The sequence below is a fragment of the Streptomyces sp. CA-179760 genome (genome assembly GCF_050937045.1).
GTDB lineage: Bacteria > Actinomycetota > Actinomycetes > Streptomycetales > Streptomycetaceae > Streptomyces.
This window is the reverse complement of the sequence record NZ_JBNJLZ010000001.1, coordinates 8,030,710-8,054,535: the sequence shown is the minus strand read 5'-3', so window position 1 is coordinate 8,054,535 and position 23,826 is coordinate 8,030,710. Positions and strand designations below refer to the sequence as shown.

Annotated in this window: 18 protein-coding genes; 9 read left to right on the top strand and 9 right to left on the bottom strand. The window is 70.3% G+C overall.

Annotated elements, in window-relative coordinates:
* Positions 1-132 precede the first annotated feature (132 nt).
* The 3 genes from ACQEV8_RS36515 (at position 133) to ACQEV8_RS36505 (ending at position 4,088) form a co-directional block, all read left to right on the top strand.
* Positions 133-1,011, top strand: a complete 879-nt coding sequence (locus ACQEV8_RS36515; protein WP_432969285.1) for a LysR substrate-binding domain-containing protein — start codon at positions 133-135, stop codon at positions 1,009-1,011.
* Between the two features lie 298 nt (positions 1,012-1,309).
* A complete protein-coding gene (locus ACQEV8_RS36510; protein WP_432969282.1) occupies positions 1,310-3,136 on the top strand; it encodes an AMP-dependent synthetase/ligase in 1,827 nt (608 codons plus the stop codon).
* A 160-nt stretch (positions 3,137-3,296) separates the two neighbouring features.
* On the top strand, positions 3,297-4,088 hold the full coding sequence (locus ACQEV8_RS36505) for an aldo/keto reductase (RefSeq protein ID WP_432973256.1): 792 nt from the start codon (positions 3,297-3,299) through the stop codon (positions 4,086-4,088).
* Positions 4,089-4,185: 97 nt separating this feature from the next.
* Here the strand turns inward: ACQEV8_RS36505 and ACQEV8_RS36500 are convergent, their stop codons facing one another.
* Positions 4,186-5,109 (bottom strand): class I SAM-dependent methyltransferase, encoded by a 924-nt coding sequence (locus tag ACQEV8_RS36500; protein WP_432969279.1) that lies wholly within the window; start codon positions 5,107-5,109, stop codon positions 4,186-4,188.
* 151 nt (positions 5,110-5,260) lie between these two features.
* Positions 5,261-6,982 carry a glycoside hydrolase family 6 protein gene (locus tag ACQEV8_RS36495; RefSeq protein ID WP_432969276.1) on the bottom strand — a complete coding sequence of 574 codons (1,722 nt, stop codon included), beginning with the start codon at positions 6,980-6,982 and terminating at the stop codon, positions 5,261-5,263.
* A 416-nt stretch (positions 6,983-7,398) separates the two neighbouring features.
* Between ACQEV8_RS36495 and ACQEV8_RS36490 the strand changes: the two genes are divergently transcribed.
* Both ACQEV8_RS36490 and ACQEV8_RS36485 read left to right on the top strand, forming a co-directional pair.
* Complete coding sequence (locus tag ACQEV8_RS36490) at positions 7,399-10,317, top strand: glycoside hydrolase family 48 protein (protein WP_432969272.1); 2,919 nt, start codon at positions 7,399-7,401, stop codon at positions 10,315-10,317.
* A gap of 229 nt (positions 10,318-10,546) precedes the next feature.
* Entirely contained in the window at positions 10,547-13,201 is a 2,655-nt protein-coding gene (locus ACQEV8_RS36485) for a cellulose binding domain-containing protein (RefSeq protein ID WP_432969269.1), read from the top strand.
* A gap of 59 nt (positions 13,202-13,260) precedes the next feature.
* Here ACQEV8_RS36485 and ACQEV8_RS36480 read toward each other — a convergent pair whose 3' ends face one another.
* Positions 13,261-15,135 carry a rhamnogalacturonan lyase gene (locus ACQEV8_RS36480; RefSeq protein WP_432969266.1) on the bottom strand — a complete coding sequence of 625 codons (1,875 nt, stop codon included), beginning with the start codon at positions 15,133-15,135 and terminating at the stop codon, positions 13,261-13,263.
* Between the two features lie 143 nt (positions 15,136-15,278).
* On the opposite strand from ACQEV8_RS36480, the gene ACQEV8_RS36475 reads away from it, so the two are divergent.
* The gene (locus ACQEV8_RS36475; RefSeq protein ID WP_432969263.1) at positions 15,279-15,584 is read left to right on the top strand and encodes a hypothetical protein; all 306 of its coding nucleotides are present in this window, start codon (positions 15,279-15,281) and stop codon (positions 15,582-15,584) included.
* Here ACQEV8_RS36475 and ACQEV8_RS36470 read toward each other — a convergent pair.
* Both ACQEV8_RS36470 and ACQEV8_RS36465 read right to left on the bottom strand, forming a co-directional pair.
* Complete coding sequence (locus ACQEV8_RS36470) at positions 15,553-16,311, bottom strand: class I SAM-dependent methyltransferase (RefSeq protein WP_432969260.1); 759 nt, start codon at positions 16,309-16,311, stop codon at positions 15,553-15,555. The genes ACQEV8_RS36475 and ACQEV8_RS36470 overlap by 32 nt on opposite strands.
* 4 nt (positions 16,312-16,315) lie before the next feature.
* A complete protein-coding gene (locus ACQEV8_RS36465) occupies positions 16,316-16,621 on the bottom strand; it encodes a 4a-hydroxytetrahydrobiopterin dehydratase (protein WP_432969257.1) in 306 nt (101 codons plus the stop codon).
* A 127-nt stretch (positions 16,622-16,748) separates the two neighbouring features.
* On the opposite strand from ACQEV8_RS36465, the gene ACQEV8_RS36460 reads away from it, so the two are divergent.
* Positions 16,749-17,564, top strand: a complete 816-nt coding sequence (locus tag ACQEV8_RS36460) for a helix-turn-helix domain-containing protein (protein WP_432969254.1) — start codon at positions 16,749-16,751, stop codon at positions 17,562-17,564.
* Here ACQEV8_RS36460 and ACQEV8_RS36455 read toward each other — a convergent pair.
* The gene (locus ACQEV8_RS36455; RefSeq protein WP_432969251.1) at positions 17,546-17,971 is read right to left on the bottom strand and encodes a hypothetical protein; all 426 of its coding nucleotides are present in this window, start codon (positions 17,969-17,971) and stop codon (positions 17,546-17,548) included. The two genes, ACQEV8_RS36460 and ACQEV8_RS36455, sit on opposite strands and share 19 nt — an antisense overlap.
* Before the next feature lie 238 nt (positions 17,972-18,209).
* On the opposite strand from ACQEV8_RS36455, the gene ACQEV8_RS36450 reads away from it, so the two are divergent.
* Both ACQEV8_RS36450 and ACQEV8_RS36445 read left to right on the top strand, forming a co-directional pair.
* Complete coding sequence (locus tag ACQEV8_RS36450; protein ID WP_432969248.1) at positions 18,210-19,073, top strand: helix-turn-helix domain-containing protein; 864 nt, start codon at positions 18,210-18,212, stop codon at positions 19,071-19,073.
* A gap of 93 nt (positions 19,074-19,166) precedes the next feature.
* On the top strand, positions 19,167-19,649 hold the full coding sequence (locus tag ACQEV8_RS36445) for a nitrate reductase molybdenum cofactor assembly chaperone (protein WP_432969245.1): 483 nt from the start codon (positions 19,167-19,169) through the stop codon (positions 19,647-19,649).
* Positions 19,650-19,655: 6 nt separating this feature from the next.
* On the opposite strand, the gene dnaK is transcribed toward ACQEV8_RS36445, so the two are convergent.
* The 3 genes from dnaK to ACQEV8_RS36430 all read right to left on the bottom strand — a co-directional run bounded on the left by dnaK (position 19,656) and on the right by ACQEV8_RS36430 (position 23,714).
* Positions 19,656-21,521 carry a molecular chaperone DnaK gene (gene dnaK / locus ACQEV8_RS36440; protein ID WP_432969242.1) on the bottom strand — a complete coding sequence of 622 codons (1,866 nt, stop codon included), beginning with the start codon at positions 21,519-21,521 and terminating at the stop codon, positions 19,656-19,658.
* A 73-nt stretch (positions 21,522-21,594) separates the two neighbouring features.
* Positions 21,595-22,335, bottom strand: a complete 741-nt coding sequence (locus ACQEV8_RS36435) for a glycerophosphodiester phosphodiesterase family protein (RefSeq protein ID WP_432969239.1) — start codon at positions 22,333-22,335, stop codon at positions 21,595-21,597.
* A complete protein-coding gene (locus tag ACQEV8_RS36430; RefSeq protein ID WP_432969236.1) occupies positions 22,332-23,714 on the bottom strand; it encodes a hypothetical protein in 1,383 nt (460 codons plus the stop codon). The genes ACQEV8_RS36435 and ACQEV8_RS36430 overlap by 4 nt, the downstream gene beginning before the upstream one ends.
* Positions 23,715-23,826 lie beyond the last annotated feature (112 nt).

Below are 23,826 nucleotides of genomic sequence, written 5' to 3'. Positions count from 1 at the left end.
GTACTTGTTGCTCGGTACGTACGGGCGGTGCGGGGCCGGGGAGGCCCCCTCCCATCCTGCTCCTCACTCCGGCGATCGGGAATCCCGCATACCACTCTCACTGTCATCGCGTTCCGCGATAACCTGGCGGACATGTACGACCCCTCCCATCTGCGCACGTTCCTGTCGGTGGCGCAGACGCTGAGCTTCACGCAGGCCGCGCGGCGGCTCGGGCTGCGGCAGTCGACGGTCAGCCAGCATGTGCGGCGGCTGGAGGACGCCACCGGGCGGACGCTGTTCACGCGGGACACGCACTCGGTGGAGCTGACGGAGGACGGCGAGGCCATGCTCGGTTTCGCGCGCCGGATCCTGGAGGTGCACGAGCAGGCGGCGGCGTTCTTCACGGGCACCCGGCTGCGCGGCCGGCTGCGTTTCGGCGCCTCCGAGGACTTCGTGCTGACCCGGCTGCCCGAGATCCTCGAGGGCTTCCGGCACGACCACCCGGAGGTCGACCTGGAGCTCACGGTCGAGCTGTCGGGCACGCTGCACGAGCAGCTGGCCGCGGGGAAGCTGGACCTCGTGCTGGCCAAGCGGCGCCCCGAGGACCCGCGCGGCGAGCTGGTCCGGCACGACAGGCTGGTGTGGATCGGGGCGGACCGTCTCCGGCTCGACCCGGACCGTCCGGTGCCGCTGATCGTCTACCCGCCGCCGGGCATCACCCGCGCACTCGCCCTGGAGGCACTGGAGCGGCAGGGCCGCGGCTGGCGTGTGGTGTGCACCAGCGGCAGCCTCAACGGTCTCGTCGCGGCGGCCCGCGCGGGCCTCGGTGTGATGGCCCATTCCCGTGGCCTCATCCCGCCGGGTCTGGTCCGGGTCCCGGACCGGGCGGGCCTGCCGGAACTGGGACAGGTCGATTTCGTGGTGGTGCACGGCCGGCGGCGCCCCTCCGCACAGGGCGCGGCGGACGCCCTGTCGGCGGCGATCCTGGCGGGCGGTGACCGGCTGCGCCGCAGCTCACGCAAGGACCTGTGACAACCGGAGTGACGGAATCCGCTGCCGCCGCGCTGACAGAGGAGACCCCCCTTTCCGGCCGTCCCGCACTACGCCCGGAGTCGTACAGATTCGGTGGAGATTACGCCACCGAAACTTACTCAACCGTCAGGATTCTGTCCGACCCTGCCCCATGTGAGCGCTTTTTCCCTCGCTGACCAGCGCCGACGAGAGGTCCGCTCCCTTCGGCCCCCCTCCCGCACCCTGGTCCGGTGGGGTAGCTTTCGGCGCTGTGCGGAGCGTCACTCAACCAAAAGCGCTGAGGAGCGGGGAGCGGGGTTTGCGCGAGTTCACCAACCCTCCGTTGGCGTTGGCACCACCGGTGGGCGGTCTGGCCGACGTGGTCTTCGAGCATGCCCAGGAAGACCCGCTGTACATCGCCCTGGGCCGTAAGGACGACGCGGGGTACTGGCGGGATGTCACCGCCGCCGAGTTCCGCGACGAGGTACTCGCCCTGGCCAAGGGCCTGCTGGCGAGCGGCATCCGGTTCGGCGACCGGGTCGCCATCATGTCCCGTACGCGCTACGAGTGGACGCTCTTCGACTACGCGCTGTGGACGATCGGCGCCCAGGTCATACCGGTCTACCCGACGTCCTCGGCCGAGCAGTGCTTCTGGATGCTGTACGACGCCGAGGTGACGGCCGCGATCGTGGAGCACGAGGACCACGCGATGACGATCGCCACCGTCATCGACCGGCTGCCGCAACTGCGCCGCCTGTGGCAGCTCGACTCCGGCGCCGTGCAGGAGCTGTACGACGCCGGCGCGCACCTCGACGACGAGGTGGTGCACCGCCATCGGCAGGCCGTCACGCCCGACTCGGTCGCCACGATCATCTACACCTCGGGCACGACCGGACGCCCCAAGGGCTGTGTCATCACGCACGGCAACTTCGCGTACGAGGCGGACACCGTCATCGAGCGCTGGGAGCCGGTGTTCCACTCCAAGCGGGGCGACGAGGCCGCCACCCTGCTGTTCCTGCCGCTCGCGCACGTCTTCGGGCGGATGGTCCAGGTCGCGGCGATCCGCGGTGGGGTGAAATTCGGCCATCAGCCGCAGCTCAACGCGGCGGCCCTGCTGCCCGATCTGGCCGCGTTCAAGCCGACGTTCTTCCTGGCCGTGCCGTACATCTTCGAGAAGGTGTTCAACGCGTCCCGCCGCAAGGCCGAGAAGGAGGGCCGCTCCGGCCCGTTCGAGAAGGCCGTGGACATCGCCATCAAGTACGCCGACGCCGTCGAGGCCAAGGCCTGGGGCAACGGACCCGGCCCCTCGGCGGGGCTGCGCATGCAGCACCAGCTGTTCGACAAGCTCGTCTACTCCAAGATCCGCGCCGCGATGGGCGGCCGGATCCGGCACGCCATGTCGGGCGGCTCGGCGATGGACCGGCGGCTCGGTCTGTTCTGGGCCGGTGCGGGCGTACACATCTACGAGGGCTACGGCCTGACCGAGTCGACGGCCGCCGCGACCGCCAACCCGCCCGGACGCACCCGCTTCGGCACGGTGGGCCAGCCCATCCCGGGCATGACCGTGCACCTCGCGGACGACGGCGAGATCTGGCTGCACGGCCAGAACGTCTTTCAGGGCTACCTCAACAACCCCAAGGCCACGGACGAGACCCTGCACGACGGCTGGCTGGCCACCGGCGACCTCGGCTCACTCGACGAGGACGGCTACCTCACCATCACCGGCCGCAAGAAGGAGATCCTGGTCACATCGGGCGGCAAGAGTGTTTCGCCCGGGGTGCTGGAGGAACGCGTCCGGGACCATCCGCTGGTCAACCAGTGCATCGTCGTCGGCAACGACCGCCCGTACATCGCGGCCCTCGTGACCCTCGACCAGGAGGCCGTGGAGCACTGGCTGACGATGCGGAACAAGCCGCAGCTGTCCGCGGCGGAACTGGTCCGTGACGCGGATCTGGAGACGGAGGTGCGGCGCGCGGTGGTCGCGGCCAACACCCTGGTCTCGCAGGCCGAGTCGATCCGCACCTTCCGCATCCTGGCCCAGCCGTTCACCGAGGAGCACGGGCTGCTGACCCCGTCCCTGAAGCTGAAGCGCAAGGCCATCGAAAAGGCGTACGAGAACGAGGTCGAGGCACTCTACCGGGCATGAACTGCCTGTTAACGGATGGTGTGCCACCCGTCTGGATTCTCCCGTCAGGAATGCATCACGGCTCGTGATCGTTGACGATGGGAGTACACATGACCACAAACCTAAGGATCGAGAGCTCGTGAGCAAGGTCCCCCAGACCACCCTGAACAACGGCATCGAGATGCCCCAGCTGGGGTTCGGCGTCTGGCAGGTGCCGGACGACGAGGCCGAGTCGGCCGTCGGCACGGCGCTGGAGGCCGGGTACCGCAGCATCGACACAGCGGCGATCTACGGCAACGAGGAGGGCACCGGCAAGGCCATCGCCGCCGCCGGTCTCCCCCGCGACGAGCTCTTCGTCACCACCAAGCTCTGGAACGCCGACCAGGGGTACGACTCCACGCTGCGCGCCTTCGACACGTCGCTGGAGAAGCTCGGCCTGGACTTCGTCGACCTGTACCTGATCCACTGGCCGCTGCCTGCCAAGGACACGTACGTCGACACGTACAAGGCGTTCGAGAAGCTGCACGCCGACGGCCGGATCCGGGCCATCGGTGTCTCCAACTTCCTGCCCGAGCACCTGGAGCGGCTGATCGGCGAGACGTCGGTCATCCCGGCGGTGAACCAGATCGAGCTGCACCCGCATCTGCAGCAGAGCGCCGCCCGTGAGTACCACGCGCAGCAGGGCATCGCCACGGAGGCCTGGTCGCCGCTCGGCCAGGGCAAGGGCCTGCTGGAGGTTCCGGCGGTCGTGGCCATCGCCCGGAAGCACAACCGTACGCCGGCTCAGGTCGTGCTCCGCTGGCACATCCAGCTGGGCAACGTGGTGATCCCGAAGTCCGTGACGCCGTCGCGGATCAAGGAGAACATCGAGGTCTTCGACTTCGAGCTGGACACCGAGGACCTGGCGGCCATCAGCGCCCTCAACGAGGACCGCCGCATCGGCCCGGACCCGGCGACGTTCAACGGAGCCTGAGCCCTCCCTCTGCCCTACGACTGCCCGCGGCCTGCCACTCGGCTGCGGGCAGTCGTGCTGTCCGGGGCGGTGAGGGGCCGGCGACGGGGGCCCCTGCTTAGACCGCCCGGACCGCCGTGTGCACCGTATGCGCCTCCAGCACGAACACATCCGCCCGCCGGTACAGGCTCGCCTCGTCGTCAGGATCGAGAAGCCGGTCGAGGGTGGCGAGATCGTCCGCGTCGAAGCCCTCCGGGATCCGCTCCCGCAGATGCGACAAGGACCCGACGACATACTCACGGGCCCGGTCCGAGGCGGGTGCGGGCAGGTCCAGCAGGAACGTGTGCGTCCTGGCGGGCTTCAGCCCCGCCGACGCCAGCAGTGCCGGCCAGTCCTCCGTCTCCGCGACGGAGCCCGGCAACTCCGTCCGCATCCGCGTGAACCACTCCGCCTCCAGCGCGTCGAGCCGCGCCTGGAGCCCCGGCCGGCCGATGCCGATGTCGCGCGGCAGATAACGCGGGGGCAGGCCGCCCTCCATGAGCGCCAGCGTGCCGCCGGGCGCCAGCCGTGCCGCGAACGCGGACAGCGCGGCCCGCTGGTCACCGAGATGGTGCAGGCTGCGGCTCGCCCAGAGCAGGTCGGCCGGGTAGTCCAACTCCTCCAGCACATCGGGGAGTTCACCGGCGATCGCGCCGAACCGGTCGGCGACGCCCAGCCGCTCGGCCCGTGCCCGCGCCCGCTCCAGCAGCGGCTCGGAGCCGTCCACCGCGACGATCCGCGCGCCCGGGAACGTCTCGGCGAACAGACACGACACGACGCCCGGCCCGCTGCCCGCGTCGACGATCAGACCCGGCTCGGTCACCTCGTGCGCCAGCCAGCCCAGTGCGCGCTCGTACAGCGAGGCGAACAGCTCCGCCTGGGACTCCAGCCTCGGAGCCATCGCGGCCCAGTCGAGGTGCGTGTGGTCGTGACGGCCGTGGTCGTGACGGTCATGATCGTGGCGGTCAGGATCGTGACGGCCGTGGTCGTGGTCGTGCGCCATGGTGGTCAGCCTCTCCCTCGGATGCCGCCAGACTGCGCCGACGCACCGGGAGAAGGCCATCGCTGTTGCCGGTCCCGCAAAAAAATCCGGGCACACCGAACCGCCGGGGCCGAAGCCCCGGCGGACCCGTGGGGACGGGGGTGTCAGCCGCTCAGGAAAGCGGCGGGTACGCGTTCTGCATCAGCTGCCGGAACTGGGCGGAGAACCAGTGCCCTGACAGCGGCGCGTCCGGCAGGGAACCGGACAGGTTGTTGCCGTTGCGCGGATTGCCCGTGTAGGTCGGGTCGCACATCCGGTCGAAGCCCTTGCCCTCGTCGTTGGCGATCTCCTTGCTCGCCCCGTCGGACTCGCCCGGGGGCTTCATCCACACATAGGCGTCGATCCCCGCGGCCGGGCTGGCCTTGGGCCGCTCGCCGAGGCCCGCTCCGGACTGGTTGCACCAGTTGCCGACGTGGATCCGGCGGTCGTAGCGGCCGCCGTCGACGTAGGTGTCGACGGAGGTCTGCGCACCCGGGCCACTGGGCCGGGCCGAGCCGCCCCAGCCGTTGCGGGAGGTGTCGATCAGCATGCCGATCGAGGACGGGAAGCCCGCCGAGACCAGCTGGTTGCGGAAGCCCTGGGCGAAGCCCTGCTCGTCGACGTAGCGGTTCCAGTCGACCCACTTCGACTCGCGGACGGACTTGCCGGCCACGTTGTCGTTGATGGTGAAGTTGTTCTCCTTCAGAGCGCTGTAGTTCGCCGTGTTGGTGATGAAGCCGTGGACGTCGCCCACGGTCGCGCCCTCGGCGGACGCCGCTTCCTTGAACAGGGTCGCGGAGGCACCGAAGTTGTCATCCCAGCCGATCCAGCCGTGGTGCCCGGCGTCGACGTAGTTGTAGACGTTCGGCACGTCGCCGAGCTTGTTCAGCGCGTAGCCCACACCCTTGACGTAGTTGCCGTTGGCCTTCATCACGTCACACTGCGGGGTGGCCGTCGGGCGGCTTCCGGTGTTCGTGACGAGGTTCGGCAGCGAGTCGATCTCGACGGTGGTGACGACCCGCAGCGAGGCGTACTTCGAGTCGGCGAGGATCGCCTTGATCGGGTCGATGTACTCCGTCTTGTACCGGTCGATCTCCGTCGGGCCGAGCTCGCCGTTGGAGGCGAGGGCCGCGCAGTCACGGCCGGGCAGGTTGTAGATGACGAGCTGGACGACGAGCTCGCCGGAGCCCTTCTGCCGCAGCGCCTCGTCGAGGTGGGCGCGCAGGCCCATCTTGCCGCCCGCGCCGTTGATGGCCGCGATACGGTCCAGCCAGACACCCGTCGGCTGACTGGAGACGCGGCTGCCGCCCGGCTCGGCGGCGGCCTTCGCGGACCACTCCGGGTTCACGTACACCTTGGCGCCCGCATAGGGGTTGTCGACCCGGTTGGACGGGCCACCGGGGCCTGGCGGGTCGGTCGGCCCCGGGGTGCCGCCGTCGTCTACGTTGCAGGTGACGCCGTCGAGGGTGAACGTGGCCGGGATCGCGTTGCTGCCGCTGTAGCTGCCCTGGAAGCCGAAGCTGACCGAACCGCCGGTCGCGAGCTGGGCGTTGTAGCTCTCGTTGGCCGCGGTGACGGCGGCACCGCTCTGGCTCAGCTTGGCGTTCCAGCCGCTGGTGACCTGCTGGTTGCCGGCGTAGGACCATTTCAGCGACCACGAGGACTTGGCGGCGCTGTTGTTGGTGACGGTCACGGCGGCGGTGAAGCCGGTGCTCCACTGGTTCTGGATCTTGTAGTCGACGGTGCAGGGGACGGCGGCGACATCGGCGCCGCCCGGGTCGACGGCGAACGCCGTGCCGGTCGCGCCGGCGACCAGGGCCATGGCGGCCAGTAACGCTGTTCTCGTACGGCTCATGAGTGCGGGTTTCCCTTTCGCTGGTGGGGGTGTCAGCCGTTCAGGGCGCGCTCCGACAAGGACATGAGGGACTGAGGAACCGTGGAACCCGGCATGGCACTCGCGCAGCAGGGGACGACCGCGCTGGGGGCGGCTCAAAGTACTGAACGCGAGAGGTGTCGCATGAGCGACTCCTTGCAGGCCGGGCACGCCGTGACGGACGCGTCGACTGATGGAATCGCTCCCACTGGTGTCAAGGAAGGTAGCGCCAAGTGTCTGCAAAGAACAGAGGAGTCGCTGACTTTCGCTCAACATGCGGCGTCGAATCTTTTCGACTCTTCAAGGCCCTTGACCGATACCACACCCGTCCTCACGATGGGAGCGCTCCCACTGGTTCAAGCCTTGACTTCTCCGAGCCGCAAGGAGGAACCAGCACCATGCATCCCCCACCCCGGAGACGCGGAGCGGTACGGCGCGTGTGGATCGCCGCCGTCGCAGCTCTCGCGCTTCCGTTGACGATGCTCTCCTCAGGGTCGACTCCCGCGCAGGCGGCCGCACTTCAGTGCAGTGTCGATTACAAGACGAACGACTGGGGCTCCGGCTTCACCGCGGATCTGACCCTCACCAACCGCGGCACGGACGCCATCGACGGCTGGACGCTGACCTACGCCTACTCCGGCAACCAGAAGCTGGGGAACGGCTGGAACGGCACCTGGTCGCAGTCCGGCCAGAACATCACCGTCAAGAACGCCTCCCACAACGCGCGGGTCGCCGCGGGCGCCGACGTCTCCACCGGCGCCCAGTTCACCTACAGCGGCAGCAACGCCGCGCCGACGTCCTTCTCGGTCAACGGCACCGCCTGCACCGGCGCGCACCAGCCGCCGATCGCGGTGCTGACCAGCCCGTCCGCCGGCGCCGTCTACACCCAGGGCCAGTCAGTCCCGCTGGCGGCCACGGCGGCCGCGGCGGACAACGCCACGATCAGCAAGGTGGAGTTCTACGACGACACCAAGCTGCTGGGAACCGACACGAGTGCGCCCTACTCGCTCTCGGTCTCCGACTTGACCGTGGGCAGTCACTCCCTGGTGGCGAAGGCGTACGACAGCATGGGCGCCTCCGCGAACTCCACCCCGGTCGGCATCACGGTCTCCTCCGGTCCCACGGTCGTCGCCTCGCCACTCCAACTGGGCGTCCAGTCGGGCAAGTCGGGCACCTACGAGGTGAGGCTGTCCAAGCAGCCGGCGTCCAACGTGACGGTGGCCTCGTCCCGCGCGAGCGGCAACTCGGGCCTGTCGGTCACGTCCGGCGCCTCGCTCACCTTCACCCCGCAGAACTGGAACACCGCGCAGAAGGTGACCGTCACGGCGGCCGACTCCGGCACCGGGTCAGCCGTCTTCGAGTCGACGGCGGCGGGCCACGCCAAGGCCTCGGTCACCGTGACCCAGCTGGCGGCGGCGAAGGTCTACGACGCCCGCTTCCTGGAGCTCTACGGGAAGATCACCAACCCGGCGAACGGCTACTTCTCCCCCGAGGGCATCCCCTACCACTCGGTCGAGACGCTGATCGTCGAGGCGCCGGACCACGGCCACGAGACCACCTCTGAGGCGTACAGCTACCTCCTGTGGCTCCAGGCCATGTACGGCAAGGTGACCGGCGACTGGGCCAAGTTCAACGGCGCGTGGGACCTCATGGAGAAGTACATGATCCCCACCCACGCCGACCAGCCCACCAACTCCTTCTACAACGCGTCCAAGCCGGCGACGTACGCGCCCGAACACGACACCCCCAACGAGTACCCGGCCAAGCTCGACACCGGCGCCTCGGTCGGCCGGGACCCGATCGCGGCCGAGCTGAAGAGCGCGTACGGCACGGACGACGTCTACGGCATGCACTGGCTGCAGGACGTCGACAACGTCTACGGCTACGGCAACTCGCCCGGCAAGTGCGAGGCGGGCCCGTCGGACACCGGCCCGTCGTACATCAACACCTTCCAGCGCGGCTCGCAGGAGTCGGTGTGGGAGACGGTGCCGCAGCCGACCTGCGACGCCTTCAAGTACGGCGGCAAGAACGGCTATCTGGACCTGTTCACCGGTGACGCCTCCTACGCCAAGCAGTGGAAGTTCACCAACGCCCCGGACGCCGACGCCCGGGCCGTGCAGGCCGCCTACTGGGCGGACCTGTGGGCGAAGGAGCAGGGCAAGGGCGGGGACGTCTCCGCGACGGTCGGCAAGGCGGCCAAGATGGGCGACTACCTGCGCTACTCCATGTTCGACAAGTACTTCAAGAAGATCGGCAACTGTGTCGGGCCCACGGCCTGCCCGGCGGGCACGGGCAAGGATGCCTCGCACTACCTGATGTCCTGGTACTACGCCTGGGGCGGCGCCACCGACACCTCGGCCGGCTGGGCCTGGCGCATCGGCTCCAGCCACGCCCACGGCGGCTATCAGAACCCCCTCGCGGCCTACGCGCTCGGCAACTACGCCCCGCTGAAGCCCAAGTCCGCGACGGGCGCCGCCGACTGGTCCAAGTCCATGGAACGGCAGTTGGAGTTCTATCGCTGGCTGCAGTCCAGTGAGGGTGCCATCGCCGGCGGCGCGACCAACAGCTGGGCGGGCCGGTACGCGACCCCGCCCGCCGGGAAGTCGACGTTCTACGGCATGTACTACGACGAGAAGCCCGTGTACCACGACCCGCCGTCCAACCAGTGGTTCGGCTTCCAGGCGTGGTCCATGGAGCGGGTCGCCGAGCTGTACCAGCAGACGGGGAACGCTCAGGCCAAGACGGTCCTCGACAAGTGGGTCGACTGGGCGCTGTCCAAGACCACGTTCAACCCGGACGGCACGTTCCGGATCCCGTCGACGCTGCAGTGGTCGGGCCAGCCCGACACCTGGAACGCCTCGAACCCGGGTTCCAACAGCGGACTGCGGGTCACCGTCGCCGACTACACGAACGATGTCGGTGTGGCGGCCTCGTACGCCAAGACCCTGACGTACTACGCGGACCGCTCCGGTGACACGGAGGCCGCCGCGGCGGCGAAGAAGCTGCTGGACGGCATGTGGACCAACCACCAGGACGCGCTCGGGATCGCCGTTCCGGAGAACCGGGCCGACTACAACCGGTTCGACGACCCGGTGTACATCCCGAGCGGCTGGACGGGCACGATGCCGAACGGTGACGCCATCAACTCGTCGTCGACGTTCGACTCGATCCGGTCCTTCTACGAGGACGATCCCGCCTGGTCGAAGATCGAGAGTTATCTGGCGGGCGGTGCGGTTCCGTCGTTCACGTATCACCGGTTCTGGGCTCAGGCGGACATCGCCTTGGCCATGGGCTCGTACGCGGAGCTTCTCGAATAGTCCCCGCCGGGCGCTCCGCGGGTGGGGCGGTTGTCATCTGCGGACCGTAGGTGGCTGGTCGCGCGCACGCGGCGGAGCCGCATATCGATGCGGCCCCGCTCCCCGAACAGCGTCCGAAGCTCTGCGTACCCGGCCCTGCACCTGACGCGGGGCCACCACGGTCGGGCGGCTCCACCCGCACTGGAGCCGCCCGGCCCTCGCACGTCCCCCTCACGGAAGGACCCCCACCGTGCGAAGAACCCGCATCCTCACCGCCGTACTCGCGCTGGCGGCCGGGCTGCTGTCGGGTGCCCCCACCGCCCTGGCCGCCGATCCCCCGTCGACGAAGCTCGCCGCGGACACGTACACCTGGAAGAACGCCCGGATCGACGGAGGCGGATTCGTCCCCGGGATCGTCTTCAACCGCAGCGAGAAGAACCTCGCCTACGCCCGTACCGACATCGGCGGCGCGTACCGCTGGCAGGAGTCGTCGAAGACCTGGACGCCGTTGCTGGACTCGGTCGGGTGGGACGACTGGGGGCACACGGGTGTCGTCAGCATCGCGTCCGACTCCGTCGACCCGAACCGGGTGTACGCGGCGGTCGGGACGTACACCAACAGCTGGGACCCGAAGAACGGCGCCGTCATGCGGTCCTCCGACCGGGGCGCGAGCTGGCAGAAGACGAATCTGCCGTTCAAGCTGGGCGGCAACATGCCGGGGCGTGGCATGGGTGAGCGGCTGGCGATCGACCCGAACCGGAGCAGCGTGCTGTACCTGGGCGCGCCCAGCGGCAAGGGGCTGTGGCGGTCGACGGACTCGGGCGTGACGTGGTCGCAGGTGACGAACTTCCCGAACGTCGGGAACTACGTGCAGGATCCGGGCGACACGTCCGGCTACGCGTCCGACAACCAGGGCATCGTCTGGGTCACCTTCGACGAGTCGACGGGCACCTCGGGCAACGCCACGAAGACGCTCTACGTCGGGGTCGCCGACGCGGAGAACGCGGTGTACCGCTCGACGGACGCGGGCGCGACCTGGCAGCGGCTGGCCGGGCAGCCGACGGGCCAGCTGGCCCACAAGGGCGTCCTCGACGCGAAGAACGGCTACCTCTACCTCGCCTACAGCGACAAGGGCGGCCCGTACGACGGCGGCAAGGGCCGGCTGTGGCGGTACGCGACCGGGACCGGCACCTGGACCGACATCAGCCCGGTGGCGGAGGCCGACACGTTCTACGGCTTCAGCGGGCTGACGGTGGACCGGCAGAAGCCAGGCACGGTCATGGCCACGGCCTACAGCGCCTGGTGGCCGGACACGCAGATCTTCCGCTCCACGGACAGCGGCGCGACCTGGACCAAGGCGTGGGACTACACGTCGTACCCGAATCGCGAGAACCGCTACACCATGGATGTCTCGTCCGCGCCGTGGCTGACATGGGGTGCGAACCCGGCGCCTCCCGAACAGACCCCGAAGCTGGGCTGGATGACGGAGTCGATGGAGATCGACCCGTTCGACTCCGCTCGCATGATGTACGGGACGGGCGCGACGATCTACGGCACCGAGAACCTCACGAACTGGGACAGCGGCGGGAAGTTCACCGTCAAGCCGATGGTGCGGGGCCTGGAGGAGACGGCGGTCAACGACCTGGCCTCTCCCCCGTCCGGTGCCCCGCTGCTCAGCGCGCTCGGCGATGTCGGCGGCTTCCGCCACACGGACCTGACCAAGGTGCCGTCGATGATGTTCACGCAGCCGAACTTCACGACGACCACGAGCCTGGACTTCGCCGAGTCGAACCCGAACACGGTCGTCCGGGCCGGCAACCTCGACTCGGGCCCGCACATCGCGTTCTCGACGGACAACGGCGCCAACTGGTTCGCGGGCACCGACCCTTCGGGGGTGAGCGGCGGCGGAACGGTCGCGGCGGCGGCCGACGGCAGCCGGTTCGTGTGGAGCCCGCAGGGCGCCGGCGTGCACTACGCGACGGGCTTCGGCACGTCCTGGCAGGCCTCCGGCGGGATCCCCTCCGGGGCGGTCGTCGAGTCGGACCGGGTCGACCCGAAGACCTTCTACGGCTTCAAGTCGGGGAAGTTCTACGTCAGTACGGACGGCGGGGCGACCTTCAAGGAGTCCCCGGCCGGCGGACTGCCGAGCGGCGACAGCGTCCGCTTCAAGGCCCTGCCCGGCCAGAAGGGCGATGTGTGGCTGGCGGGCGGCGCGAGCGACGGGGCGTACGGCCTGTGGCACTCCACGGACGGCGGGGCGAGCTTCACGAAGCTCTCCAACGTCGGGCAGGCCGACACGATCGGCTTCGGCAAGGCGGCGCCGGGCGCGTCCTACCAGACCCTCTACACGAGCGCGGAGATCGGCGGCGTGCGCGGCATCTTCCGCTCCACGGACAAGGGCGCGAGCTGGACACGCGTCAACGACGGTGCCCACCAGTGGGGTTGGACGGGCGCGGCCATCACCGGCGACCCGAGGGTCTACGGCCGTGTCTACGTCTCGACGAACGGCCGTGGCGTCATCTACGGCGACAGCTCCGGCGGCGGCACCACGGACCCGGGGCCGGGCCCCGACCCGACCCCTACGGGCGCCTGCAAGGTGACGTACAAGGTCACCAACCAGTGGGCGGGGGGCTTCCAGGCCGAGGTGCAGGTCGCCAACTCCGGCACGGCTGCCTGGAACGGCTGGTCACTCGGCTGGGCCTTCGCCGACGGCCAGAAGCTGACCCAGGCCTGGAACGCCGAGACCGCGCAGTCGGGTTCGACGGTGACGGCGAAGAACGTCGGCTGGAACGGGAACGTGGCCGCGGGGTCGTCGGTGAGCTTCGGATTCACCGGAAACTGGTCGGGGACGAACACGAAACCGACCGTGTTCAAGCTGGCTGACCAGACCTGCACGGTCGCCTGACGGCCCTTCTGTCCCGGCCGGTGGGTGCGTGCTCCCCGGGGCGCGCACCCACCGGGGTCTCACGGGGTGTAGACCGTCGGCCTCGGAGCCGTCGGCATGGCGTTGCCGAGGAAGAAGCTCGGGTGCGGTGGCTGGTTGTAGGCCGTGTTCTGCCAGGCCAGTGCCGTGCGGTACTGCGTGTCGTGGAGCAGGGTCGTGATCCTCGTGTTCGTCTCGTGCGGGGTCGAGTAGACGCGCAGGGCCGTGTTGCCGCTGGTGCGCCAGACGACCTCCTCGCGCCAGTCGCCGAGGATGTCGCCGGACAGGACGGGCGTGGACTTCGTGCCGTTGTTGGAGGAGACGCCGGATCCGGTCAGCAGGCGGGTGTCGCCCGACGTGCCGTACTTGTCGACGCGGGTGCCGTCGAGGAGTTCGCGGACGGGGTCGGCGTCCCACCAGGCCAGGAAGTTGATGCTGGACGGCTCGCGGCCGAGGGAGGCACCGGTCGCCGAGCGCAGGGTGGTGTCGGAGGCCGACCAGGATTCGGCGCCCGCGCTGCCCGCGTAGATGTCGGCGGAGACTCCCCGGCCGTTGTCGGCGCCGGAGGCGGTCTTCCAGAGGATCGTGCCCGTGCGGGCGTCGGCCATCCAGGAGCCGGGCTGGCTCGTGCTCTCCGAGACCTTGAAGTACTCCAGGCCCGCTCGGGACGGGTTCAGGTCGCCGACATGGCCGGCGTCGCCGTGGCCCGTCTTCGTGGTCCAGAGCCCGTTGCCGTTGTCGTCCACGGTCATCGCTCCGTAGACGATCTCGTCCTTGCCGTCCGCGTCGACGTCCGCGACGGACAGGCTGTGGTTGCCCTGGCCGTCGTAGCCCTTGCCGCTGTTGGTGGAGGAGTTGGTGTCGAACGTCCAGCGGCGGGTGAAGGAGCCGTTCCGCCAGTCCCAGGCGGCGATCACCGTGCGGGTGTAGTAGCCGCGCGCCATGATCAGGGAGGGGCGTGAGCCGTCCAGGTAGGCCGTGCCCGCGAGGAAGCGGTCGACGCGGTTGCCGTAGGAGTCGCCCCAGGAGGAGACGGTGCCGCGGGCCGGGACGTAGTCGACGCTCTGCATCGCCTTGCCCGTCTGGCCGTTGAACATGGTCAGGAACTCGGGCCCGGCCAGCACGTAGCCGCTGGAGTTGCGGTGATCGGCCGAGGAACTGCCGATGACCGCGCCGGTGCCGTCCTTGGTGCCGTCGGCGGTCTTCATGGCGACCTCGGCCTTGCCGTCGCCGTCGTAGTCGTACACCTGGAACTGCGTGTAGTGCGCGCCGGAGCGGATGTTGCGGCCCAGGTCGACACGCCACAGCCGGGTGCCGTCGAGCTTGATGCCGTCGACGATCGTGTTGCCGGTGTAGCCGGACTGGGAGTTGTCCTTGGCGTTGGTGGGCTGCCACTTCAGGACGATGTCCAGGGCGCCGTCGCCGTCGAGGTCGCCGAGGGAGGCGTCGTTGGCCTCGTAGGTGTAGGCCGAGTTGCCCGGTGCGGTGCCGCCGGCGGGCGGGGAGATCGGGATGTCCTTGTAGCCGGTGCGGAACTGGACCGCGTGCACCGAGTCGCCCTGCTCCGTGCCGTTCACGACCGCGCGGACCGTGTAGTCGGCCTGGGCGGGCGCGCCGGAGTGGAAATAGTTCGTGGAACCGGTGACGGGCGACGAGTTGACCTTCGTACCGGCCCGGTAGACGTTGAAGGAGACGTTGTCCGGGTCGGTGCCGAGCCAGCGCCAGCTGACCAGGTTGCCGCTGCCGGTGTGGACGCTGACCACGCCCCGGTCGAGCTTCTCGACCTGCCGGGCGGTGGCGGCCTGGGCGGCGTCGCCGGCGGCGAACGTGGTCAGGCCGGCGCCGACCAGCGCCGCCGTGGTGACGGCAACCGGGAGGAACACATGGCGTCTGCGGTGCCTGTGGGGGTGCTTCACGTGACGGACCTCCTGGGAGGACGGGCGGGTTCCGCCTCTCAGTCGCCGCCGGGCGCACGGGAGTTGCCGTACCGCTGGCCCAGTTCGGCGACGGTCCGCGCGATGGCCGACACCCTGCCCGAGGGGACCACTGGAGACCACCCATGAGCAGCCGGCACGACTTCGACCTCTTCCACGGGGACTGGCGGGTCCCGCACCGCCGGCTGACCGGCTTCCTCGACCCGGACAGCGCCTGGGAGGAGTTCACCGGCACCAGTCACTGCCGTCCGCTGTTCGACGGGGCAGCCACCATCGACGAGATCGACATGCCGCAGCTGGGCACGAAGGGTGCCACCCTGCGGCTGTTCGACCCGGTCACCGGGCTGTGGTCGCTGACCTGGGCCTCCAGCCGCACCGGCACCAACTGGATCATGGACTTCACCCGGCCGGAGGGTCCGCCGGCTTCCTGAAGGCCCGGAGCGTGAAGACCGGGTCGGGGCGTGGCCGGTCCTGGTCGGGGAGTTCCGCCAGCCGGGTGGCGAAGCCGTCGGCGAGCGGGTCGCCGGGCGGCAGCGTGACGAACCAGCCGCGTCTGAGGTCGGCCACCGTACGCCGGGGGCTGCGGCCCTGCCCGTGGCCCCGGAAAGAGGCCTGGCCGGCCGGGACCAGCCCGTGTCCGGCGGCGCTGGACACGACGTCCGCCGCTCCGTCCCGGACCGGGCTCGGCGGACGGGACGACAGGACGACATCGATGTCACTGCCCACGTTGTGCGAGGCGGCCTTGTCGACCGTGGTGACGTAGACCCCGCCGGGCCGCAGCACCCGGGCGCATTCGCCGACGATGGCCCCCACATCGGCGGACCCGGCGGCCAGGTGCAGCAGCCACACGCTGCTGACGGCGTCGAACTCCCCGTCCCGGAAGGGCAGCCGTCTGCTGTCGGCGAGCACGACCGCGCCGGGCAGCCGGGCGGCGGCCTGCCGGGCCATCGCCAGAGCGAGGTCCACTCCCGTCACCCGCATGCCGTCGCGGGCGGCCGCGAGCCGCCGGGTCACTATGCCGGTGCCGCAGCCGAGGTCCAGCAGGCCGCGCGTGTCCGGCGGTACGAGGCTCAGCACCGCTTCCGCGGCGGCGGCCGCCCTGGGCTCGCCGCCGCGCGAGGCGTCGTACCGTGCCGCTTCCTTGTCGTAGTCGAGCACCCGGTCAGTGTGCCCCGTGCCCGGGGGCCAGGTCCTCCACCTTGCGGGCGAGCTCGAAGTCCTTCTCCGTGACGGCCCCGCCCGCGCTGTGCGTGTGGACGGACAGGGAGACGGTGTTGTAGCCGAGCGTGAGGTCGGAGTGGTGGCCGAGCTCCTCCTGGACCTGGGCGATGTGCACGACCATCGCCGTCGCCGCGAAGTGGGAGCCGAGCCGGTAGGAACGGGTGAGGCGGTCTCCGTCGAGCGACCAGCCCGGCAGCTCGGCCAGCCGGTCCTCGACCTCCTTCTGCGACAGCGGTTCGACGGGCATCGGCTGCGCTCCTTCCCTTGCGCCGGGGTCCTCGGTGTCCCCTCAGCCTGCCACAGCGGGGCGCCCGAGACCCTGGTCAGGGGCGTGTGCCTGTCCGGCACGGCCGGTTCTCGACTACGGTCCCGACATGACCACTCACCCGTCCACGGCCGGCCAGGGGGTGGGCCCGCTGCTGCGGGCCTGGCGGGAGCAGCGCCGGGTCAGCCAGCTGGAGCTGGCCCTGCGCGCGGACTCCTCGGCCCGGCACATCAGCTTCGTCGAGACGGGCCGGTCCCGGCCCAGCGAGGAGATGGTGCTGCGGCTGGCCGAGCATCTGGACGTCCCCGTGCGGGAGCGCAACGCGCTGCTGCTGGCGGCCGGTTACGCCCCGCGCTATCCGGAGACGCCGCTGGACGACCCGGCGCTGGGCGCGCTGCGCGAGGGCATCGAGCGGCTGATCGGGGGCTACGAGCCGTACCCGGCGCTGGTGGTGGACGCGCTGTACAACGTGGTGGCGGCCAACCGGGGGATCATGACGCTGGTCGACGGCGTCTGCGCGTCCCTGCTGGAGCCGCCGCTGAACGCGATGCGGCTCGCCCTGCACCCGCGGGGCCTGGCGCCCCGCATCCGCAATCTGCGGGCCTGGCGCGGTCACCTGCTGGAGCAGATGGAGCGGCAGATCGCGCTGCACCGCTCCGAGCCGCTGCGGGAGCTGTACGAGGAGGTGGCGGCGTATCCGGTGCCGGAGGAGGGCCCGGAGGCCGGGCCTCAGGAGCCTTCGGAGCCGGTTCCGTACTTCGCGCTGCCGCTGCGGATCGAGCACGAGGGGCGGACGCTGTCGTTCATCTCCTCGATCTCCACGTTCAACACCCCGATGGACGTGACCGTCGCCGAGCTGGCCATCGAGACGCTTCTGCCTGCCGACCCGGCGACGGCCAAGTACCTTCAGTCGCTCATGTCCTGACGAGCTTTCAGAGCAACGTGCTGGAGGACGGCGAACCCGGCCACGGTCAGCGCCTGGAGCACCGTCCACACGGCGCCCGCGGTGCTCGGCGTGAGCCACAGCGCCAGGGCCACCAGGCTCACGACCGTCCAGGCGAGGTTGGCCTCGACGACGGCCCGCACACCGAGCGCGGGCGGCTGCCGGCGGGAGGCCAGGAGTCCGACGCCCGCCCCGTACGCGGCGAGGAACACGCCCAGTTCCGGCAGCAGCGTGGAGTCCACACCGAGGAAGCGCCCGAGGGGGCCGGGGAACGCGAGGTAGGCGAGGGCGTTGGCACCGGTCACCACGGCGTCCAGGGCCAGGAAGCGGCGCAGCATCGACTGCGGTTCGGAGGTCCGGGCGAGTGCGGCGAGCTGGATGGCGGACATGGGGCATCACCCTCCGTGGGGTCATGGCGCGGCGGCTGGGGCCGGGCCCGGGCCGGAGTGCGCCGGCCCGGGCCCGGTACGTCCACGATCCCGTTCCGGTCGCAAGGGGTCGATTACCCGTGGGGTAATGCCCCGGCGACACGTCCTCTCCCGCGATCTCGTCACCGTCGGCCCTGTGAGACTGTCACCGTGACGTGACAGACTGAGCCCGGGCTTGGGCGCGTTGGGGAGGCGTGGCGTGAGTGAACGGCGGGCCGCACCGACCGTGGGCCAGGTGGTGCTGGGCAAGAGGCTCCAGGAGCTGCGCGAGGCGGCGGGCATCGGCCGTGACGAGGCCGCCCGGGTGCTGCGCGTCGCCCCCGCGACCGTCCGGCGGATGGAGACCGCCGACGTCGCGCTGAAGATCCCGTACGTGCAGATCCTGCTGACCGCGTACGGCGTGCCCGAGGACGAGGTGAGCGCGTTCGTCGACCTCGCCGAGGAGGCGAACCGGCCGGGCTGGTGGCAGCGGTTCCACGATGTGCTGCCGGAATGGTTCAGCCTGTACGTGAGCCTGGAGGGCGCCGCCCGGATCATCCGCTCGTACGAGCCGCACTTCGTTCCGGGGCTGCTGCAGACCGAGGGGTACGCGCGTGCCGTGCTGGAGGCCGGCACCATCGCGAACGCGGGACCGGAGGCGGTGGAGCGGCATGTGTCGCTGCGCATGGAGCGGCAGCGGCTCCTGGACCGCGAGAACCCGCCGCACCTGTGGGTCATCATGGACGAGACGGTGCTGTGCCGCCCGGTGAGCGTCGACGGACGGGTGATGCGCGACCAGCTGGACAAGCTGCTGGAGTACGCCGCGCGTGACCGGGTCACGCTCCAGGTCGCCGAGTTCCAGGACGGCCCGCATCCGGGGACGTACGCCCCGTTCTCGCTGTTCCGCTTCGCCGAGCCCGAGCTGCCCGACATGGTCTTCACCGAGTATCTGACGGGCGCGCTGTACCTGGACTCCCGCAAGGAGGTCTCCGCGCATCTGGAGGTCCTGGACCACATGACGGCCCGCGCGGGCTCGGCACAGCGCACGGAGACGCTCCTACGGGAGTACCGCGAGAGGTACTGACCCGTACGGGCCCCGTCGGCGGGTGCCCTTTCCGGCCCGCCCCTAGCGTCGGCATCACGGGGCAGGCCAGGGAGCGCACGCGAAGGAGGTCCGATGCCCGGTTTCGAGCTGCTGTACCAGGCTGCCGCGCTGTGCCTGATGTACCCCGACGACGACTTCCGCGCCCGGCTTTCGCTGCTGCGCGAAGCCGCCCCGCAGCTGAGGGAGTTCGCCGACCACGCGGCTGTCACCCCGCCCCGGGAGCTGGCCGCGCACTACGTCGAGGTCTTCGAGGCCGGACAGGACCTCAGCCTGTACCTGAGCGTCTGGCGCGAGGCGGCCCCGGCTCCCTCCGAGGAGGTCTACCGCGCGCACGGTCTGGAGACCACCGGCGAGGAACCACCGGACTTCCTGCCCGCGGTCCTGGAGTTCGCGGCCCGCACGGGCAGCATCGAACTGCTGACGGACCACCGCGACGGCCTGGACCGCCTCCGGGCCGGGCTCACCGACTTCGGTACGCCGTACGCGACGGTCCTGGACGCGGTGTGCGCGACACTGCCGCCCACGCACACCGGTCCCTGGGACCGTCGGCGGTGATCCGGCCTACGCGGCGCCACCCTTCTCGTCCCGCTGGTCCTTCTCCTCGTCGACGATCTCCGCGTCGACCACGCCCTCCTCTTCCCGCGTGGTGCCGGGAGGGTCTTCGGTGGGGGTCTGCTGGGCCTGGGCGTACATCGCCTGGCCCATCTTCTGGCTGACGGAGGCGAGTTTCTCGACGCCGGTTCGGAGGGTGGCGGTGTCCGCCTGCTGTTCCAGGTGTCCCTTCACCTCCGTGACGGCCGACTCGACCTCGGCCTTGGTGTCGGCCGGGATCTTGTCGCCGTTCTCGCGGAGGAAGTTCTCCGTCTGGTAGACGAGTTGCTCGGCCTGGTTGCGGGTCTCGGCGGCCTCGCGGCGGTCCCGGTCCTCCTCGGCGTACTGCTCGGCCTCGCGCATCATGCGGTCGATGTCTTCCTTGCCCAGGGCCGAGCCACCGGTGACGGTCATCTTCTGCTCGCGGCCGGTCGCCATGTCCTTGGCTGAGACATGCATGATGCCGTTGGCGTCGATGTCGAAGGCCACCTCGATCTGCGGCACGCCGCGCGGTGCCGGCGGCAGGCCCGTCAGGTCGAAGACGCCGAGCTTCTTGTTGTAGGCGGCGATCTCGCGTTCGCCCTGGTAGACCTGGATGCCGACCGAGGGCTGGTTGTCGGCCGCCGTCGTGAAGATCTCCGAACGCCGGGTCGGGATGGTCGTGTTGCGCTCGATGAGCTTCGTCATGATGCCGCCCTTGGTCTCGATGCCCAGGGACAGCGGGGTGACGTCGAGCAGCAGCACGTCCTTGACGTCGCCGCGCATGACGCCCGCCTGGAGCGCGGCGCCGAGCGCCACGACCTCGTCGGGATTGACGCCCTTGTGCGGCTCCTTGCCGGTGAGTTGCTTGACCAGCTCGGTCACCGCGGGCATCCGGGTGGAGCCGCCGACGAGAATCACGTGGTCGACCGCGGAGAGCTTCACCCCGGCGTCGTCGACCGCCTGGTGGAAGGGCGCCTTGCACCGGTCCAGCAGATCGGCTGTGAGCTCCTGGAACTGGGCCCGGGTCAGCTTCTCGTCGAGATGCAGCGGCCCTTCGGCGGAGGCCGTGATGTAGGGCAGGTTGATCGTCGTCTCGGTGGAGCTGGACAGCTCGATCTTGGCCTTCTCGGCGCCCTCGCGCAGCCGCTGCACCGCCATCTTGTCGCCCGCGAGGTCGACGCCGTACTGGCCCTTGAAACGCTTGACGAGGTACTCGACGATCCGCTGGTCCCAGTCGTCGCCGCCGAGGTGGGTGTCGCCGTTGGTGGCCTTCACCTCGATGACGCCCTCGCCCATCTCCAGCAGCGACACGTCGAAGGTGCCGCCGCCGAGGTCGAAGACGAGGACTGTCTGGTCGTTCTCCTTGTCCAGGCCGTAGGCGAGGGCCGCGGCCGTCGGCTCGTTGATGATGCGCAGGACCTTCAGGCCCGCGACCTCCCCGGCCTCCTTGGTCGCCTGCCGCTGGGTGTCGTCGAAGTAGGCCGGGACGGTGATCACCGCGTCGGTGACGTCCTCGCCGAGGTAGGACTCCGCGTCCCGCTTCAGTTTCTGCAGCACCCGGGCGGACAGCTCCTGCGCCCGGTAGCGGGTGCCGTCCACGTCGCCCTGGTCCGGGAAACGCCAGCTCGCGTCGCCCATGTAGCGCTTGACCGAGCGGGCGGTGCGCTCCACGTTCGTCACGGCCTGCCGTTTGGCTACCTCCCCCACCAGCACCTCGCCGTTCTTGGCGAACGCCACGACCGAGGGTGTGGTTCTGGCCCCTTCCGCGTTGGCGATGACCGTGGGCTCACCGCCCTCCAGCACGGCCACCACCGAGTTCGTGGTCCCCAGGTCGATCCCGACCGCTCGTCCCATCGCTGTCCCCTTCCGTCAGGGCACTCCCCCACTCATTCCCCACTTTCCAGCACAAAACTTGAGTGCGCTGTTGTCAATGCCGCGAAGGGGTGATGAGCCCGCGCAGGGCCACGGCACGCCGGGGCCGGTCCGTGACCAGCACGTCCACGCGGGGGTGGGCGAGGAACGCCCGCATCAGGGTGTCGTCGTTGACCGTCCACACCATGGTGAACAGGCCGCGCCGGGTCGCCTCGCGCAGCACCGTGGTCCTGGCCAGCCGCTGGTGCACGGCGACGCCGTGGGCGCCGCAGGCGCGGATCCGGCGGGCGGGGAACAGCTCGCTCAGCCGGGTACCGGGCAGCCGGGCCAGGGCCAGGTCCCTGCGGTCTCGCCCCAGGGACAGCGCGGTGCGCACCCCGGGGAATGCCCGGGTCACGGCGGCGAGGGAACGGTCCTCCAGTGTCGTCACGACGAGTCCGTCCGTGCCGAGCAGGGCCACCGCCCGGTCGACGACCTCCTGCTCGTAGCCCACCTCCTTGAGGTCCAGGTGCGCCACGAGTCTCCCGGCGATCAGCGCCATGACCTCGTCCACCACCGGCACGTCGTAGCCGGCCCGCTCGCTCAGCTCGGCGTGCGTGAGCCGGGCCAGCGGCGGCCCGGTGGGCCCGACCCGGGGGTCGTGGTAGACGACGAGGACTCCGTCGGCCGTGCGGCGGATGTCGAACTCGACGTACTCCGCGCCGGACTCCAGCGCGTCCTTGTACGCCTCCCAGGTGGCGGCGTCTGCGCGCTCGGAGCCGCCCCGGTGAGCGGAGACGGCGGGTCGTGGCGTCATGGTCGGGGGCTCCCGGAGGGCGGGCGTGGCGGCGGTACGGGTACGGCGTCGTCGTCGGACGTGGGCAGCAGTGAGCCGGAGCGGGTGCTGATGCGTCTGAGCAGGACGTATCCGATCACGACGAGGACGACGAAGGGGAGCCAGGCCAGCGCGTAGGCCGTGCCGTAGGCGCGCAGGTCGAGGATGGAGCGGTGGTCGTCGACGTTCGTGCCGTTCACGCCGAAGAAGGCGAGCAGCAGGGTCGGCGGCAGGGCGATCAGTGTGGCGGCGGCGACGAGGCCGGACACGGTGCGGTCGCGGCGCTCGTCGCGCTCGGCGAGTTCGGCGTCCAGGGCGGCGGAGCGGGCGCTGATCACCGAGGTCAGGCGCTCGACCATGCGGGCCGAGTTCTCCAGGCTGTCGCGGATGCCGAGCGCGTCGCGCTGCGAGGACTGGAAGGCCTCCATGACCATCTCGGGGATCAGCAGGCTGTCGACGTAGGCCTCGACGCCGAAGGCGAGGTCCAGCTGGAGTTCGTTGACGCCCGCGGAGAGGCGGGAGATCAGGGAGCGGATCTCGGTGGGCGAGTCGGTCAGGGCCTGCTCGTTGGCCTTCATCATCCCGAAGGCGGCGAGCCGGGTGCGCTGGAGCACGGCGAGGGCGGAGACCATGCCGACGGCGACGAGCATCAGGCCGTTCTCGACGTGCGGGGCCCAGCCGGCCTGGACGGAGACGCCCCGGCCGAGGGCGGACAGGGTGAGGCCGTGGTTCCTGAGGTGCGGCGCGAGACTCGCGTCGTAGGGCGTGGCGGGGTTCCACGGCATCCGGCCGCGGTAGACGATCTCGTTCAGCAGGATCGCCTTGCGGGCCTCGTCGGCGCTGAGCAGGTCGCGCTGTAACCGGCCGCCGGGGAAGACGAGTTGGTGCACGTTCTGGCCGAGGGCGAGCGGGCGGCCGAGCTGCTCGGTCAGCGTCTGGAGGAGCGGGCGGTCGTCGAGTTCGACGCGCTCCCGGTCGAAGCAGGTCGTGGCCAGCCAGGCGGCGAGGTCGCCGGCCGTGGTCTCGCCCGCGAAGGCGCAGTCCACGACGAGGGTGGCGTCGCCGCGCGGGGTGGTGACGACGAGGATCCGCAAGGACGCGAGGCCCAGGCCGTGGTCGCCGTGCGGCAGCCGCAGCCGGCGGGGCGCGATCTGTTCGTCGAGGACCGGGACGGGGAGCACGTCCTGGCTGGTCATCAGGTGGGAGGCGAAGCGGCCGTAGTCGTAGCGGTCGACGAGGGCGCCGAGGGCGGTGTCCCGGGGGCGGAGCCGTCCGGAGAGGCTGAACAGCAGCAGGACGCGGGTCCGGTCACGGGTGGCGGAGTCGAGCACCGTGGCGTTCGGGGACGTTCCCGGCAGCATCGCGTTCCTTCCGGCCGTCCGGTTCCAGGGCGTCTGGTTCCTACCCCGGCCGCGGGTGGCGAACCGACGTCGCGCGGGCCGCCCCAGGTGGGCGGCCCGCGCGACGAGGGTG

Coding starts and splice junctions, on each gene's coding strand:
- ACQEV8_RS36465 (WP_432969257.1), bottom strand. CDS start 16,621: ATGCCCGTCGAACCGCTGTCGCAGAAGGAGGTCGAGGACCGGCTGGCC.
- ACQEV8_RS36445 (WP_432969245.1), top strand. CDS start 19,167: ATGCCCGGTTTCGAGCTGCTGTACCAGGCTGCCGCGCTGTGCCTGATG.
- ACQEV8_RS36515 (WP_432969285.1), top strand. CDS start 133: ATGTACGACCCCTCCCATCTGCGCACGTTCCTGTCGGTGGCGCAGACG.
- dnaK (WP_432969242.1), bottom strand. CDS start 21,521: ATGGGACGAGCGGTCGGGATCGACCTGGGGACCACGAACTCGGTGGTG.
- ACQEV8_RS36495 (WP_432969276.1), bottom strand. CDS start 6,982: ATGAGCCGTACGAGAACAGCGTTACTGGCCGCCATGGCCCTGGTCGCC.
- ACQEV8_RS36460 (WP_432969254.1), top strand. CDS start 16,749: ATGACCACTCACCCGTCCACGGCCGGCCAGGGGGTGGGCCCGCTGCTG.
- ACQEV8_RS36500 (WP_432969279.1), bottom strand. CDS start 5,109: ATGGCGCACGACCACGACCACGGCCGTCACGATCCTGACCGCCACGAT.
- ACQEV8_RS36455 (WP_432969251.1), bottom strand. CDS start 17,971: ATGTCCGCCATCCAGCTCGCCGCACTCGCCCGGACCTCCGAACCGCAG.
- ACQEV8_RS36505 (WP_432973256.1), top strand. CDS start 3,297: ATGCCCCAGCTGGGGTTCGGCGTCTGGCAGGTGCCGGACGACGAGGCC.
- ACQEV8_RS36490 (WP_432969272.1), top strand. CDS start 7,399: ATGCATCCCCCACCCCGGAGACGCGGAGCGGTACGGCGCGTGTGGATC.
- ACQEV8_RS36475 (WP_432969263.1), top strand. CDS start 15,279: ATGAGCAGCCGGCACGACTTCGACCTCTTCCACGGGGACTGGCGGGTC.
- ACQEV8_RS36430 (WP_432969236.1), bottom strand. CDS start 23,714: ATGCTGCCGGGAACGTCCCCGAACGCCACGGTGCTCGACTCCGCCACC.
- ACQEV8_RS36435 (WP_432969239.1), bottom strand. CDS start 22,335: ATGACGCCACGACCCGCCGTCTCCGCTCACCGGGGCGGCTCCGAGCGC.